Origin of the sequence: Pedobacter sp. ASV1-7 (assembly GCF_040203335.1) — a bacterium.
Taxonomy (GTDB): domain Bacteria; phylum Bacteroidota; class Bacteroidia; order Sphingobacteriales; family Sphingobacteriaceae; genus Pedobacter.
Genome location: NZ_JBEHBV010000001.1, coordinates 19,694 through 35,379, shown reverse-complemented (window position 1 = coordinate 35,379; position 15,686 = coordinate 19,694). Strand labels below are relative to the sequence as shown.

Annotated in this window: 17 protein-coding genes and 1 tRNA gene; 8 read left to right on the top strand and 10 right to left on the bottom strand. The window is 34.5% G+C overall.

Annotated elements, in window-relative coordinates:
• Nucleotide 1 precedes the first annotated feature (1 nt).
• Together gmk and ABDJ41_RS00150 are read right to left on the bottom strand one after the other, a co-directional pair.
• Complete coding sequence (gene gmk, locus ABDJ41_RS00155) at nucleotides 2-571, bottom strand: guanylate kinase (RefSeq protein WP_349783642.1); 570 nt, start codon at nucleotides 569-571, stop codon at nucleotides 2-4.
• 6 nt (nucleotides 572-577) lie between these two features.
• Complete coding sequence (locus tag ABDJ41_RS00150) at nucleotides 578-1,441, bottom strand: YicC/YloC family endoribonuclease (protein WP_349784719.1); 864 nt, start codon at nucleotides 1,439-1,441, stop codon at nucleotides 578-580.
• A 112-nt stretch (nucleotides 1,442-1,553) separates the two neighbouring features.
• On the opposite strand from ABDJ41_RS00150, the gene ABDJ41_RS00145 reads away from it, so the two are divergent.
• The gene (locus ABDJ41_RS00145; RefSeq protein WP_349783640.1) at nucleotides 1,554-2,273 is read left to right on the top strand and encodes a hypothetical protein; all 720 of its coding nucleotides are present in this window, start codon (nucleotides 1,554-1,556) and stop codon (nucleotides 2,271-2,273) included.
• Here the strand turns inward: ABDJ41_RS00145 and rnc are convergent.
• The 3 genes from rnc to ABDJ41_RS00130 are packed head-to-tail and all read right to left on the bottom strand — an operon-like array spanning nucleotide 2,270 to nucleotide 4,572.
• Entirely contained in the window at nucleotides 2,270-2,998 is a 729-nt protein-coding gene (gene rnc / locus ABDJ41_RS00140) for a ribonuclease III (protein WP_349783639.1), read from the bottom strand. The genes ABDJ41_RS00145 and rnc overlap by 4 nt on opposite strands.
• A 55-nt stretch (nucleotides 2,999-3,053) precedes the next feature.
• Nucleotides 3,054-4,307 carry a beta-ketoacyl-ACP synthase II gene (fabF, locus tag ABDJ41_RS00135; protein ID WP_349783637.1) on the bottom strand — a complete coding sequence of 418 codons (1,254 nt, stop codon included), beginning with the start codon at nucleotides 4,305-4,307 and terminating at the stop codon, nucleotides 3,054-3,056.
• Nucleotides 4,308-4,335: 28 nt separating this feature from the next.
• The gene (locus ABDJ41_RS00130) at nucleotides 4,336-4,572 is read right to left on the bottom strand and encodes an acyl carrier protein (RefSeq protein ID WP_008241990.1); all 237 of its coding nucleotides are present in this window, start codon (nucleotides 4,570-4,572) and stop codon (nucleotides 4,336-4,338) included.
• Between the two features lie 157 nt (nucleotides 4,573-4,729).
• Here ABDJ41_RS00130 and ABDJ41_RS00125 point away from each other — a divergent pair, with 157 nt between their 5' ends.
• From ABDJ41_RS00125 to ABDJ41_RS00105, 5 genes are all read left to right on the top strand, one after another.
• Entirely contained in the window at nucleotides 4,730-5,149 is a 420-nt protein-coding gene (locus ABDJ41_RS00125) for an IPExxxVDY family protein (protein ID WP_349783636.1), read from the top strand.
• A gap of 142 nt (nucleotides 5,150-5,291) precedes the next feature.
• Nucleotides 5,292-6,722, top strand: coding sequence for a pyruvate kinase (gene pyk, locus ABDJ41_RS00120; RefSeq protein ID WP_349783635.1), 1,431 nt, complete (start codon nucleotides 5,292-5,294; stop codon nucleotides 6,720-6,722).
• Nucleotides 6,723-6,769: 47 nt separating this feature from the next.
• Nucleotides 6,770-6,860 (top strand) — tRNA-Ser (locus ABDJ41_RS00115).
• Between the two features lie 1,421 nt (nucleotides 6,861-8,281).
• Nucleotides 8,282-8,566: a hypothetical protein gene (locus ABDJ41_RS00110; RefSeq protein ID WP_349783633.1), complete on the top strand. Its 285-nt coding sequence runs from the start codon at nucleotides 8,282-8,284 to the stop codon at nucleotides 8,564-8,566.
• Between the two features lie 164 nt (nucleotides 8,567-8,730).
• The gene (locus ABDJ41_RS00105) at nucleotides 8,731-9,276 is read left to right on the top strand and encodes a hypothetical protein (protein WP_349783632.1); all 546 of its coding nucleotides are present in this window, start codon (nucleotides 8,731-8,733) and stop codon (nucleotides 9,274-9,276) included.
• Nucleotides 9,277-9,839: 563 nt separating this feature from the next.
• Here the strand turns inward: ABDJ41_RS00105 and ABDJ41_RS00100 are convergent.
• The 4 genes from ABDJ41_RS00100 to ABDJ41_RS00085 all read right to left on the bottom strand — a co-directional run bounded on the left by ABDJ41_RS00100 (nucleotide 9,840) and on the right by ABDJ41_RS00085 (nucleotide 13,352).
• Nucleotides 9,840-10,709, bottom strand: coding sequence for a hypothetical protein (locus ABDJ41_RS00100; protein WP_349783631.1), 870 nt, complete (start codon nucleotides 10,707-10,709; stop codon nucleotides 9,840-9,842).
• Nucleotides 10,710-10,790: 81 nt separating this feature from the next.
• Nucleotides 10,791-11,084 carry a helix-turn-helix domain-containing protein gene (locus ABDJ41_RS00095; protein WP_349783629.1) on the bottom strand — a complete coding sequence of 98 codons (294 nt, stop codon included), beginning with the start codon at nucleotides 11,082-11,084 and terminating at the stop codon, nucleotides 10,791-10,793.
• 96 nt (nucleotides 11,085-11,180) lie between these two features.
• Nucleotides 11,181-11,984, bottom strand: a complete 804-nt coding sequence (locus ABDJ41_RS00090) for a hypothetical protein (RefSeq protein ID WP_349783628.1) — start codon at nucleotides 11,982-11,984, stop codon at nucleotides 11,181-11,183.
• Between the two features lie 24 nt (nucleotides 11,985-12,008).
• Nucleotides 12,009-13,352 (bottom strand): site-specific integrase, encoded by a 1,344-nt coding sequence (locus ABDJ41_RS00085; protein WP_349783627.1) that lies wholly within the window; start codon nucleotides 13,350-13,352, stop codon nucleotides 12,009-12,011.
• 339 nt (nucleotides 13,353-13,691) lie between these two features.
• Between ABDJ41_RS00085 and ABDJ41_RS00080 the strand changes: the two genes are divergently transcribed.
• Both ABDJ41_RS00080 and ABDJ41_RS00075 read left to right on the top strand, forming a co-directional pair.
• Nucleotides 13,692-14,072 (top strand): DoxX family protein, encoded by a 381-nt coding sequence (locus ABDJ41_RS00080; protein ID WP_349783625.1) that lies wholly within the window; start codon nucleotides 13,692-13,694, stop codon nucleotides 14,070-14,072.
• A gap of 88 nt (nucleotides 14,073-14,160) precedes the next feature.
• On the top strand, nucleotides 14,161-14,856 hold the full coding sequence (locus ABDJ41_RS00075; protein WP_349783624.1) for a LytR/AlgR family response regulator transcription factor: 696 nt from the start codon (nucleotides 14,161-14,163) through the stop codon (nucleotides 14,854-14,856).
• Between the two features lie 72 nt (nucleotides 14,857-14,928).
• Here the strand turns inward: ABDJ41_RS00075 and ABDJ41_RS00070 are convergent, their stop codons facing one another.
• Nucleotides 14,929-15,660 (bottom strand): MIP/aquaporin family protein, encoded by a 732-nt coding sequence (locus tag ABDJ41_RS00070; protein ID WP_349783623.1) that lies wholly within the window; start codon nucleotides 15,658-15,660, stop codon nucleotides 14,929-14,931.
• Nucleotides 15,661-15,686: the final 26 nt, after the last annotated feature.

Here is a 15,686-nt window from a genome sequence, read left to right as displayed (position 1 = left end):
GTTACTTTTTTAAGAAATCTCCAACTAATTTCTCTGCTTCTAGACAAGCTGTCTGTAAGTCGAAGTTTTTCAGTATTACATCAAATTTATCAGCATAAGCCAATTCTTTTTCTGCCTTTTTAAAGCGTTCCTGAAGTTTCTCTTCACTATCAGTACCTCTACCGGTTAAACGCTCTTTTAGGACTTCTAAAGATGGAGGTTGTACAAATATAGCCAATGCTTCTTCTTCGTATTTACGTTTTAAACGCAAACCACCTTCTACATCAATATCAAATATAACATGTTGATTGTTATCCCAAATACGTTGAATCTCAGATCTTAAGGTGCCATAGAATGTGCCACTGTATACTTCTTCAAATTCTACGAATTCATGAAGCGCAACCCTGTGTAGAAAATCTTCTTTAGAAATGAAATAATAATCCTTTTCATTTTTTTCATCACCTCGGGATTCACGGGTCGTCGCTGATATAGAGAAACTTAATGAAGGGAACTTCGTAAGCAAATGTTTAACGATAGTAGTTTTACCTGCTCCGGAAGGTGCAGAAAATATAATTAGTTTACCTTGTTTCATTTGTACTTACAAAACGTTTAATAGTTGTTCTTTAATCTTTTCAAGCTCCTCTTTCATACCAACAACAAGCTGCTGAATTTGTGCATCATTTGCTTTTGCTCCCATTGTATTGATTTCACGGCCTATTTCCTGAGAAATGAACCCAAGTTTTTTACCATTGGCATCTTTGCTTTTTAAAGTATCAATGAAATAATCACAATGACTTCTTAAGCGGATCTTTTCTTCTGTAATATCTAATTTATCTATGTAGTAGATCAATTCCTGTTCTAAACGATTCTGATCAACATTGATTTTGCCAACATTGTCTTCTAAAAACTGGTTCAGGCGACTTTTAATTTGTGGGATTCTAAGTGGTTCCAACACTTCAATCTGACTAAAAAAGCTAAGAATATTTTTAATTCTAAGCTCCAGATCTGCTTTTAAAACATATCCTTCAGTCTCCCTGAAATTATTGAAATTTTCAAGTGCTTTAGTGAAAGTATTATTTAAAATAGTCCAATCATTTTCACTTACTTCATCTTCTACATAACTGATTACATCTGGGAAATTAAGAACTGCCTGTAATAGATTGTTTGAATTTGCTCCTAAATTGATATTGATCTCTTCCAGTTCTTTATAATACTTACTCAATAACGTTGCGTTGATTGTAGCTCCTTTCAAAGCCTCTTCTCCTCGTTCAATATTTATAGAAACACTTACTTTTCCACGTTCTATCTCTTTACTGCAAATATTGCGTAACAGTAATTCCTTATCCGAAAAGGCTTTAGGTAATTTCAGATTCAGTTCTAAAAACTTACTGTTTAGGGATTTTATCTCTACCGCAAATTTTACATTTTGATGATCTGTAGAGGCCAGGCCATATCCTGTCATTGATTTTATCATGTGCAAAGATATAATTTCTTGGCTTTTCCTAGCCATTTAACTTTTTTTAACTAAGGTAATTGATAAACAATGGTTAGTTTTACATCAATATTTACCTGAAATGAAGTTTAATTCTTTAAGTATTTTATTGTTTTCGATGGCTGTCCTGTTGGTTATTCCTGTGGCTAGAGCTCAAGAGTTTGTATTAGGCGGAGCTGTATTTGAGAAAGGAACATTAAATAGGCTAGCAGGGGCAGAACTGACAAATAAGCGATCAGGGTTTAAAGTTATTAGCAATAATTTAGGTATATATCAGATTAAAGTCCTTACTGGTGATACAATTTTAGTAACTAAAAGAGATTATTCTGATGCAGAGATAATTGTTACCGGGAGTAAGGACCAGCTTATTTATCTGGAAAGAGGGCGGATGTTAAGGCAAGTGGATATAAGCGGGCAGTCAAAGAAACAGGAATTACAGGAACTTAAACGAGATTACAAGAATAAAGGTTCATTTTATCAAGGTAAGCCACCTTTTCTAGCCTTTCTATTTAAGCCTTTAACAGCAGTATATGAGCTGATTGGAAAGACTCCAAAGAATGCAAGAAGATTTGGTCGATACTATGAGACAGAATTACAACAAACGAAGATAGACGGATTCTTTAATGAGTATTTAATCCAAAATAATACAGATCTGAAAGGAGAGGATCTGGAAAAATTCATGTTAGATTACCGGCCTGAATATGAAAAGGCTAAAAACTGGGCACAATATGATGCCATAAAATATATCAGAGACTCCTACAAAAAGTATACAGATACCCTTCGAAAAGATAAAAAGTATTAGATTGAAAGGGCTTCGCAAGTTTTTTCTGCAGCTAATTTTTCTGCATTTTTCTTATTGTAATCTCTTCCTATTCCATAGCTTTCTCCTTCAATAACAGCTTGAATGGTAAATAATTTACTGCTTTCTCCCTCTCCATTTTCAACCATATCAAAGGAAATATCCTTGCCATGACGTTGACACCATTCAATGAGTTTACTCTTAAAATTGGTTTCAGTCTGTTCAAGGGTATTGATGTCAATATATGGCTTTACAATTCTTTTGTGAAGGAAATCTTTAGTAAAGTTATACCCTTTATCAAGATAGATAGCTCCGATGAGTGCTTCAAATGCATCCCCAAGCATAGAATGATGTTTGGTCTGAACATTCACTGCTTTTTGATCAAAAACAATGAGTTGATCAAAACCCATTTTACGAGCCAGTTGATTTAGATTTGCACGATTTACAATTTTTGAACGCATTTCTGTAAGAAATCCTTCTTCCTTGTATGGGTAGTTTTTGAATAGTAATTCAGCAATTACAGAACCTAATACAGCATCACCTAGAAATTCAAGACGCTCATTACTGCTCCTGGTTCCATTCTTTAAAATCTTAGCCACAGACCTGTGCCTGAATGCCATTTTATACAAAATAGCATTTCCAGGCACGAAGCCTAAAATGTTTTTCAATTTTCTTATAAAGACTTTATCTGGTGACAGGTAAAGCTTATACAGATCAAATAATGGCATTAAATATTAAAAAATTAAAGGAAGCAACATACTGTAGCTTCCTACATAAAGCGACTTATTCTTCGTATTTTTTGAAAATCACAGACGCATTATGACCACCAAAGCCAAAGGTGTTACTTTGAGCAGCACGGATGGTGCGTTTTTGCGCCTTATTAAACGTGAAATTTAATTTTGGATCACATTCAGGGTCGTCATTGAAATGATTAATTGTAGGTGGAACAATATCGTTCTTCACTGCAAGAATTGCAGCAATAGCTTCAATTGCACCCGCAGCACCTAATAAGTGACCTGTCATTGATTTTGTTGAACTAATATTCAACTTGTAAGCATTTTCGCCAAACAGGTCCACAATTGCCCTGCTTTCAGAGATATCTCCAAGTGGGGTTGAGGTCCCATGAACGTTGATGTAATCAATGTCTGATGTGCTTAGACCGGCATCGTTTAAGGCATTTTGCATTACCATTCTCGCACCAAGTCCCTGAGGATGTGGGGCCGTAATATGATTCGCATCAGCACTCATTCCTCCGCCAACTAATTCAGCATAGATCTTCGCTCCGCGTTTTTTAGCGTGCTCAAGCTCTTCCAAAATGATTGTTCCAGCTCCTTCTCCGGCAACAAAACCATCACGGTCTTTATCAAACGGTCTGGAAGCAGTTTTAGGATCGTCATTTCTTGTTGAAAGGGCATGCATAGCATTAAATCCGCCAATCCCAGCTTCATTTATGATTGCCTCAGAACCACCACTGATAATTACATCACACATATTCAAACGAATATAGTTGTAAGCATCAATCATGGCATTAGTAGACGACGCACAAGCAGAAACTGTAGCGAAGTTAGGGCCTCTAAGTCCATACTTTATGGAAATATGCCCGGGAACAATGTCAATAATTACTTTTGGAATAAAGAACGGATTTATGCGTGGCGTACCATCGCCTAAAAAGAAGTTCTTCATTTCATCCTGAAACGTTTTAAAACCGCCAATACCAGAACCCCAGATTACACCAATACGATTGGTATCTAATTGGGAAAAGTCGAAATTACCGTCTTTTACAGCCTCATCAGTCGAAACGATCGCATATTGAACAAATGGGTCTAATTTGCGGGCTTCTTTTTTATCTAAAAAATCTTCAGCATTGAAGTTTTTAAGCTCGCATGCAAATTTTGTCTTGAACTTTGAAGTGTCAAAACCGGTAATAGGGCCGGCACCACTCACCCCATTAACCAAACCATCCCAAAATTCTGGAATGGTATTGCCGATTGGAGTGAGCGCACCTAACCCTGTAACTACTACTCTTTTTAATTCCATTTATACGGATTATACGGGAACCGTATTTTTACTTAACGTTTTTCTCTAAGTAAGCAATTGCTTGACCAACTGTACCAATGGTCTCAGCCTGATCATCAGGGATTGCTACATTGAATTCTTTTTCAAACTCCATAATAAGTTCTACTGTATCCAAAGAATCCGCACCCAAGTCGTTAGTGAAAGAAGCTTCTGGTGTAACTTCGTTTTCATCCACACCTAATTTTTCAACGATAATAGCCTTAACTCTTGAAGCAATATCAGACATAATGTTATAATTTAATGGTTAAATAATTCAGTGCAAAGAAAAATAAATATTTACACATTTCAAATGTTTTTATTTCTCTGCCAATTTTAATGTTTTTATTTTGAACATCAATGTAAAATTAGTTTTATAATTTCGTATTTCCGTAAAATATTCTGTTTTGAACAAAACTTACTTAAAACTTTCGTTAGATCTGGATTTTGTGTTAATTGCTATTACTGCATCTTTAAAAGATTATGTATTGTGTCATCAAATTAATACAAGACTAAACTTTGATTTTGAAAAGATCGATGACCATGAAGTTTACTTTAATATTGATGAAGAACCTCTTTCTTTCTCAAAATATTATTTTTTTGTAGAGCAGGGAGAGATTGAATATTACATTATTAATAATCGAAATGCAGAAGGATTTTTAATTCCGGAGATGAATAAGGTTGATTTTTTTATGGTTATTCATCAGTATATTGACAAAGAAGATTTGAATTATATTTTGGTGGGCCTTAATAAACTCCCTGATATTCAGGTTGCTGCGCAAATAGATCCGTCTAAATTGAAATCGAAAGAGAATTTAGTAATGTAAAATTTATATTTAAAGGTGTATAAAATACACTATATTTGAATTTACATAACCAAACAGATAAATTAATAAATTAGACTGGTGTCGGTTTTTTTTATTTATAGATGCTTATTTTGTTGGTCTGTAATAAAATTAAAATAACTCAATGAAACCATTTCATTCAAGAACAAAAATCGTAGCCACTTTAGGCCCCGCCTCAGCAAAACCAGATGTTTTATATAGTATGTTCAATGCCGGACTGGATGTTTGCCGTTTGAATTTTTCTCACGGTTCACAGGCAGATCACCAGGAAGTTCTGGATACCATTAGGACCCTTAATGAAAAACACAATTATAATGTAGGAATTCTTGCCGATTTGCAAGGCCCTAAAATTAGAATTGGTATTGTTAAGGATGGTGGTATACAGCTTGTTAATGGGGCTAAGACAATAATTACGACTAAGGAATGTGTGGGTAATGAAGAGCGGATCTATATCACATATGAATCATTTCCAAAAGACGTTAAAGCGGGTGAAATTATCCTTTTGGATGACGGCAAACTGCAGATGCGTGTTATTGAAACGAACCTTGAAGACGAAGTTGTATGTGAGGTTGTTCATGGTGGAATCCTGACTTCAAGAAAAGGTGTAAACCTACCCAATACAAAAGTTTCTATCCCTTCTCTAACTATTGAAGATCGTAAAAATCTTGAGTTTGTTCTCGAAAACGATGTAGAATGGATCGGTCTTTCTTTTGTACGTAATGCTGAGGATATTATCGAATTAAAAGATGTTATCAAAGAAAGGGGTAAAAGTGCCCGTGTAATTGCTAAGATTGAAAAACCAGAAGCTATTGCAAATATTGATGAAATTATCGCAGTTTCAGATGGTATTATGGTTGCTCGTGGTGATCTTGGGGTCGAAATGCCAATGGAAGAAGTTCCTCTGTTACAAAAAATGATCGTTCAGAAATGTCGTGCAGCTTCTAAACCTGTAATTGTTGCTACTCAAATGTTGGAAAGTATGATTACTACACCTAGGCCTACACGTGCTGAGGTGAATGACGTAGCGAACTCTGTTCTTGATGGTGCTGATGCTGTAATGCTTAGTGGAGAAACTTCTGTTGGAGAATTCCCATTGATCGTTATTGAGACTATGCAAAAGATTATCCAGAATATAGAACAGAATAATTATCCATTCCATCCAGAGAAATTTTTGAAACCTAAAGCTGAAAGTTTTTTAAGTGATGCAGTTTGTGATACAGCCTGTTTCTTATCTAAACAAACTAATGCTGCAGGTATTGTATCTATGACTTTAAGTGGCTATACAGCATTTGAAATTTCTAGTCACAGACCAAAAGCACATACATACATCTTTACAAGTAACAGAAGTTTATTAAATAGCCTAAGCTTGTTATGGGGTGTTCAAGGCTTCTATTATGATAAGTTTGAAAGTACTGACGAAACGATTCAGGACGTAAACAATTTGCTTAAAGCAAAGAAACTAATTAAAAGTGGCGATGTAATCATCAACACTGCGGCTATTCCGATGGAACGTAAAGGGAAGACAAATATGTTGAAAGTTACTGTTATTGATTAATATTCCTTAGCATTCAATATTTTTTCTACTTTTGCAATCCGCAAAACGGAGAGTTGTCCGAGTGGTCGAAGGAGCACGCCTGGAAAGTGTGTATACTCCAAAAGGGTATCGAGAGTTCGAATCTCTCACTCTCCGCCATCTAAAGGAAGAAAAGCCTGTTTAGTTAATCCTAACAGGCTTTTTTGTGTTTAATGATTAAATAGGTAGTAGATTGGGTAGTAGATTTGGAGATTGTGAAAACAGGATATTACTATGAGTAAATGCCTGTAGTCTGGTTTATACTGTGTAAAATCTTAGATGTGCACAATTGATTTAATTCGTGGAGACAACACTTTGCCTATTTGCATATACATCTCTAATTAATATATAGGCCTCCCCACCTTTAGTAAATCGATCTATTTTAGAATGCATGGCACCCAAAGCATAAGGGGTAATCATTGGTGTAGGGGTATGTAAAATTTTTTTAGTTTTTTATGGTGCCGCCTTACTATTCTACTGGTTGCTTTAATTTTAATGGCACTAATATATTATACCCCAATTTATTAGGATAAACACTTAGTTTAAAGCGCTATACCACAAATACAATAGTGGAATTTTATGTGGTTTTTCGCTTAGTATTCTAGCAGAGAATATACATGATTTTAAACCTCTAATAAACTTGTGTTTTTTCACCTCTTTGCTAATCAGGGGTTATGTCTTTGATTAGCTATCATCTTATTGTAATACAGAATGCAGTATAAGTTTGAAGGGCTTCTCATTTTAGTTTGTTTCTACTCGCATATTATATATGATTTTTTTACTCATTGGTTATTTACAAATTGTGTATACATTTACAATTGAAATAAAATTTATAGAAAAGACAAAACAGAAATACTATTAACTAAAATATCATAGAGGCGTTAGCTTTATTCATGCTTTAGAAATCTGGAAAATTTTAATTGCAGCAGGGAATATAGGTCTTAACGTCCACGCCAAAGCGTGGGCTGACTTATCTTGTTGCAAGGGCTTTTCCAGAGCCTCTAAAGCGGGTACTGTTCGGTTCCACGCTTCTCTATTTAAACGCCTTGTTGGAACTAAAGGCTTATCTAAATTAAATTAAATGAAAAGCTTGGTTAACTTATCGAGGTCTTTGTTATATGTGATAGTAAGCTTCATGTCAATATCGTTAATTTACTTAGCTTACGGGTGGTTAATGAGAACTCTGGTTGGTACAATAGAATACTTTGCCAGTAAATTACATTGGATGTTATTTTGGTTTTTATTGATTATTTTGGGGTTGACATTAATTAAAATTTGTATTAGTCTTTTCAGTACGTTATCTCATGCATTAATTGGACTTATCTCTATCATATGCCCCAATCTAATATTTGCTTCATGGGTTGCCTCTCTTTTCTCCATAACAAACTTAATTTGGTTTTTGTTCGTTTTTTGGAATTCTATTGTCGTTGATTCTTTCCTAACCGGACTTACTGCATTTGTAATTGCATTTTTATCAATAGTTTTGACTTACGATATTATTAAGGCCACAAAACAGGCTATTAGTATTAGAGATATGTATTATGCAGAATCTTAATTTTAGAAGAAAACATTATATCACATTAGCTATAGTAGGAATATTGATATTCACAAATCCTTCAAGGTCTTCGTTTATGTCTTATTTGCATGAGGACGATAGTAGTGGTGCTGGAAGAGATTTTAATGGCATAATATTTTCTGTTTATTCAAATGAAAAGTTAACTGAAGCTCAAATAAAGCGGTTTTTGAGTGGGAAAAATGTGTCTCCTCGTAAAGTGTTTTACATTGGGGTGTTAGGAAATTTTTTTAAGAGTCCTTTTAAAAAGTAACCTATCAACTTGGAGGTATTCGTTTTTTAGCTTAAAAATGCATACTTTTTAATCATTTATATATAATGTGAAATCGTACGCAGTTCTACGCTGATAACTTGCACACCTAGTGCTTCCTATTTACATAAGACATTTGAAGTTTTACACTTAACCTAACCATAAAAATGAAAGTTTTAAAATTTATTGTTCTGATTTGCTTAGTGTTTGAAATTTACGGTTGCTCATGCAAAAAGACTACAAAATCTGATCTTGAAGAAGAGAGTTCTGTCCTATTGGAAAAGAAATACAAAGCATTATCTGATTGGGTTGGATCAGGTGAATATACAATAAGCTACAAATCGGAACTCTTAAATAAAGTTGTTTCATTTAAAGGTTTTATTAAGGACGTTTATCAATTAGAAACTGATAGTACAAAAATTGTATTGGTGTACGGATTAGGGAAAAACGTTGACCATGTGATCTATGCCAAAATTAGTATTAACGAAGAACAGTTTAACAGATTAGACTTGGAAACTAAAGATGGCAAATTTAATAGGTATGGGACATTTATTATTAGACCAAGTTATATTCAACCGCATGAACCAAATAATAGTTTTATCTATGATAAAGAAGAAAGTGGAGAAAATTCATATGAACAAGTGATTAACACAATAACCTCTCCCATATTAATTGAGTTTAAGGCTGATTTAATTGATTTTTATATAAAATAGCCCTTTTACACTTTAGTTTCTCTCCCAAAATGGGATGTATAAAAAAAACCAAGAAATATGAAAAATAGATATTGATAGAGAAGTTGAATGATTTGCAATCGCAAACACTTATAGATTTGATAATCCATATTTGACTTTTCCAATCATGTTAATGTTTATTGCAATGTGTTTGTGCATGATCTACTCCACCATTTATAATCTCATTGAAATATATCCTTGGGGTTTCAATGAGCATCAATTTTGTAATAGGTTTGATTAATAATTATGTTAATCTCAGTAATTTGATTAGAATTTTCTTTTTGACAATTGGACATAACTTTATCCTTTGGGGATTAACATTGCTGACATTCTATTTACTAGCTACGAATGGGTTTTACATGTATTTATTCATAATTTGTTTAGTAGGTTTGGACTACAACTATGGGCATTTATATCACCTAGTATGTACATTTATTCGATATTATCTATGAAATATAAGATGCATACTATGGGCTTGCTTTCTATCTAAGCCTAAACTGCATACGTTTTAATCATTTATATATACTGTTAAATCGTATGCAGTTTTACACTAACAATTCATCACACTTTGTAGTCACTAAATCCAGGATACTAGCACGATAATTTTGTGTACCATAATCAGATATGATCTGGTTAAAGCTCTTTTTGTATCTAGCTTTTTTGTCTCTAGTAAAATTTACCCAATTGGATTGGTTGATAACAGCGTTATAAATTCTTTGCTCATTTTTGGTGAACTCTTTTGAATTTACAGGCTCATTTATTATTGTGTGATCCAGTAATTCTATTAACTCGTCCTTACAGTGTGTCCAAAGCTCGGGATTTGTTAAGTCAGACAAGTACAAATGCCCACGCTTTAATGCGCACATTGTTATTATTTTCTTTTCAATTCTCAATGTGTTTTTGGGTAAGCCGTATTGCAGCCCTTTGTTGTAAATTTTCAAACCATATTGCCTAAAATGGAAACATTCTTTACCATAGCCCTTACCTTTTACTGACATCATATTGAATGGTTGCCATTTATAGCTCTGTAAATCATTCAAGAAGGCATTTGGACTAAAAGAGGTATTAATGTTCACTCCAAACTCTAGATTGTTTAAACGAGCTGTATTAGGGTCTACACCAAACTCATCTGAAAGCCTCATTAGAGTATATTTAAGTTTCTGCATAGAAAAATCATCGTGATTATTGCCATTATTGTAATATTTATGCAGACTTCCATTGATGGTAACTCTGGAAGAAGAAAATAATTCAAAATTTAAGCCCCCATATTTTGACGTGTAACTGGTAACTTCAGCGGTAGGGATGTAACAATGCTGATTAAATTTCAATAAATCATTGTTTCGCAATTTCTCTACAAGTGCCTCGTCCCGAATGCTGACCTTAATTCCGTCGTACATCAGTCTGGAGCATTGCATTATAACTCACTTGGACAAATTGTTGGTTTTTCGTATCTTTAATTGCGTTAAAGGATTTTAAAGGGCTAATCAGATGTTTGTTCATTTAGTTAGCCCTTTCTTTTTGTTTTTCACTTCTAAAGAGGCTAAAACCGCAGCTACATCAAACCTAATTGAGGAACCTATTTGCATAAAAGGTATTTTGCCTTTCTTACGCCATCTTATTACAGTTGGTTCAGTTATACCTAAAAATTCACAAAGTTGTTTTGTGGTAATAGGTGGTTCATTTTTAGGTGGGGTAGAAATGCTTTGATTTCCAAAATAGGTTTCTAATTCCTTTCTAAAAAGCTCTCTTACTTCTGGTGTCGTTAATGATGTTAAAAATAAATTTTCCATGTGCTTAATTATTAATCAAGCACAAAAGAATAGACAATTACAGGCATTATTTAAAAATACCGGGTATGTACCGGGGGTACGATTTGCATTTTCAGTTTAATAGTCCTTTATTTTGACCAAATCATTTTCAGCAGCCTTGTAGGCATTCCCATATTTTTTTAAATGAGGTAGGATGTTTTCTAATTCACGTATGGTAGGTGCTTTGTAAGTTTTGCCTTTTTTATCCCAGATACTATAGAAGGCCTGTTTACGTTTGGCGCCAAATTTCTTTTGAATTTCAGTGCCATTGAAGGAATTTGGGCTTATGATTCCTGTATCTGCTTTATATTTATAAATAAGAGCATGCTCCCTATGGGTTAATCCAACAACTAAAGGGACACTATCCCCTTTATAATCTGTAAATTCGTATAATTCTAATTTCCTTTGATCGATAAAATTAAACACTTTATGATAGCAGTTTATACAGTCATCAATCGCGACATAAAATAGGCCTATACATAAAAAATTCGCCCTTGGTATCGGTGTTAAAGAGTCAAACTTAATCCTGTCAATTTCTCTATTCCTGATTTTCTTGAAATAGCTAACAAGTTCTAATTCGTCTAAAACTTTACGAAGTCTATTTGAAATGTGGCATAAGTATCTCTCTAAAATTTCATCTGAAAGCTGAAAAATGTTTTGATCAATTTCTTCGATACAATCATCTGTCACTTTTAATAGATTTTCATAATATCCCCCGTTTACAAATAAGATGATTTTTTCTAACTCGTAATTTTTTATTGGAGGAACACCACCATCAGAATAAATATCAAAATATTTTTCTTGGCATATACTAAGTGTTAAAGGGATACCATGATTCATTTGTAAAAATGAATCAAATAGTTCTTTAGAGGTTTCGGACATCGTATTATTTAACAGGTAAGAACTCTAAACAACTTTTAATTTTGGTTCTGGAGCACGCCATGCCTTTAACATTACAACTTTTTTACGTTGTTCTGTTACTTTGACGTACCGCTTAAAGCTTCTATAATCAGAGTGGCCGGATATTGACATCACTTCTTCTGTGCTCATACCTTTTTCTAAAGATAGTGTTACAAAGGTTTTGCGCCCTGTGTGGATCGTTATTAGTTCGTGTTTGGGGTAAACTATAGCTTCCCGCTTAGAGCCTCTAAAACGAACGATTTCTATTTCGTCATTAATTCCGGCTTCTTTGCAAAGCTCCTTAATATAGATGTTCATATTTTGGGAGCTAATAACAGGTAATGGCTTGTGTAAATCTTTGTATTTATTTAATATAGTTTCAGAGTAATGGGATAAAGGGATTGATATTTTTTCTTTTGTCTTAGTTACTGTTAAGTCAATTTCAGAGGCTTTGATGTGTTCTCTGTTTAGTTGGCTTAAATCGCTATAACGAAGCCCTGTGGCGCATGAAAAACAAAACACATCCCTTACTTGTGCTAATCTTTTATTGTCGCTTAAATCAAGGCTATATAAGGTTTCAAATTCTTGCTCTGTTAATGCGATAACCTCGAGGGTTTCCCGCTTTATCTTAAAACTTTTATAGCTGTCGCTAATTAGTATACCATGATGCTTGGCATATCCTAAGAAAGTTTTGAGTGTGCTTAGTGCTTTGGCTATTGTTGTGTTGTTTAATAGGCTGCTTATTTCTCCTGCTTTGTTTGTTTTGGTTCTCTCGATAAGGAAATTCTGAAAAGATTGAAAGAACTTATAGTCTATGAGGTTAAATGTAATTCTAGTCCTTTTCGCGGTCTCGTAGGCTTTTAGGTGTTCTTTTAATGATTTATATACAGATAGAGATCCTTTGACCCTTGTGGCGGAATTGTCACTGATATACTGGTCTATAAAATCAAATACGTAATTATTTGGCTCTTCTTTTTTTACAGATGGATTTTTATCAGCTTTTAATAGCTCAATAATCATTTGAGAGGAAAACGGAGCGTCTTTTCTAATATAATCTTTCTCATGGTTATCTATTCCTCTAACTATCTCGGCTAGATTGTCATTAATTTCATCTATTTCAGATTCTGTCATCAAGAGGTCAGGGCTGATATTTGGCAATAGCTTTTTTGCTTCCCGAATTGGTATGTAAAAACTCTTTTGAGCGGAACTATTCCAATACTCCTTATAAATCTTTTCTCCGGTATTATAATACTTGCGTTGATTGCTTACCGAATAAACTAATTGAATGGGTGTTTTGCCATTCTTTAATGTCTTATCTATCCTCAAATGGATGTTAACTGTTCCTTTCATCTATCGCTATTTTGAAACCTTACCAAATATATTGATTTTAGGAATAGGTAGTAGATTAGGTAGTAGATTTTCTGATATAGGCGTTAAGTTTAATTTTGTTGTATTTAGTAATATGGCCTATTAGAGTATTTGTAGTCTATTTTTGCTAAATGTAACTAACAGGGAATTGCATAGATGTTAATCTCTCACTCTCCGCTGAATTTAAAGCCCAACATTGTTGGGCTTTATTTGTTTTAATGATGTCGCAGGTACCCCCTGAAATTGTCGTTTTTCTTCTTCTCATATTCAGGTATAGACTATAATTTTATATTATAATTTAACCAGTAAAACCACACTATAATGAAAAAAGAAAAAATCATCTTTTGGGTAGCTACAATACTAATTTTTTTGTTTGAAGGTGTAATGCCAGCATTTACATCACAAACAGAAATGGCTAAAGAGGGTATCAGACATCTCGGATATCCTGAATACTTTGGTGTTGCACTTGTTGTTTTTAAAGTAGCAGGTTCAATAGCGCTTGTTATTCCTCAGATTAAAGGGCGTGTAAAAGAATGGGTGTATGCAGGTTTTGGATTCGACTTTATTTTTGCATCTATTAGTCATTGGGCTGTGGATGGTTTTGGCGGACAGGCAATCTTCCCGCTTGTCGTTTTTGTAGTACTTGCAGTGTCTTATATTTACTATCATAAGCTAAATAAGAGTCAGAATCAAGTACATTAAGGTTCGCTGTTCAGTTTATTCAGTACAGTGATTAGATATAATTTTATCGCTATAATGGCTATTTTAGAGTAATCATTCCCAAATCCAAATGAATTGCTTAGTAGTTGATGATAATATTATAGCGCTTACTGTTATGAAAAAACTCATTAGTATGGCCTCTGGCCTTACTGTGGTAGGCGAATGTGTTGATGCTTTAACGGCATATGAGCAATTGCAGACAAATAGTGCAGATCTCTTATTTCTTGATATCGAGATGCCAGATATGAGTGGCATTGATCTGGTTAAAAGCTTAGGGGATAAAAGGCCAATGGTTATTTTTACTACTTCGACAACAGATTATGCAGCAGAAGCATTTGATTTAAACGTGGTAGATTTCCTGATCAAACCAGTTACTCCTGCGCGCTTTTTGATAGCTGTAGAGAAAGCAAAACGGATGTTGCTGACCAAAAGCTTGAACCAGACCGATAAAGATGATGAGTTCGTGTTTATCAGAGATTCAAATATAGTACGGAGACTTAAGGTTAATGATATTCTATACATGGAAGCACAGGGCGATTATGTTCGGATTAACGTAGCTGATGGAGATTACTCTATACATTCTTCTTTAAAATCAGTGGAAGAGAAGCTGTCTAAAAATACCTTTGTTAGAGTACATCGTTCATTTATCGTTAATGTAAGTAAAATTGATACTATTGAAGGAGGAACACTCATCGTTAACCGAAAGATCGTTCCTGTCTCTGACGCTTATAGATCCGGGCTGTACAGAAGAATGCAGATTCTGTAGGTAAAGTATATAATGTATTAGAAAGGGGCGCAGATCATCGATCTGCGCCCCTTTCTAATATCATTTGATAAACTAGCTATTGATACAAATATAAAGCGCAGCAGCAATTGCACAGCCTATAATCGGGCCAATTACAGGAATCCAGGCATAACCCCAGTTGTTTCCTCCTTTGCCAGCTACAGGCAATATAGCGTGCATAATGCGGGGACCAAGATCTCTTGCCGGATTAATAGCATACCCGGTTGTACCACCAAGAGATAAACCAATAGCCCATACCAATAAAGTTACCGGTAATGCACCGATGGAACCAAGCCCGATAGGATTCTTGTCTACCCCCATATCAGCGTTCGTAAAGTGAAATATAACGAATATGAGGACAAAGGTTCCAATGATCTCACTGATTAAGTTTGACACTGTATTAGAGATAGCCGGTGCTGTGCAAAAGGTCGCTTGTTTCGCTCCTTGATCTTCTGTTCCCGCATAAAAATCTTTAAATAGTAGCCATACCAAAAAGGCGCCTAACATGGCACCAATAAATTGACCTGCAATATAAGTCGGCGCCAGTGCCCAGCTGAATTTTCCAGCAATGGCAAGACCAATAGTTACCGCAGGGTTAAGGTGCGCACCACTATAAGGTCCAGCAATAACTACCCCTACAAAAACTGCAAATGCCCATGCTGTAGTAATCACTATCCAGCCACCGCCATTTCCTTTGGTTCCCTTTAAAACCATATTGGCAACCACGCTGTTACCTAGTAAAATCATAAACATTGTGCCGAGTATTTCGGCTAAAAAAGGAGACATGTGTTCTAAGTTTAATTTTTATAAAT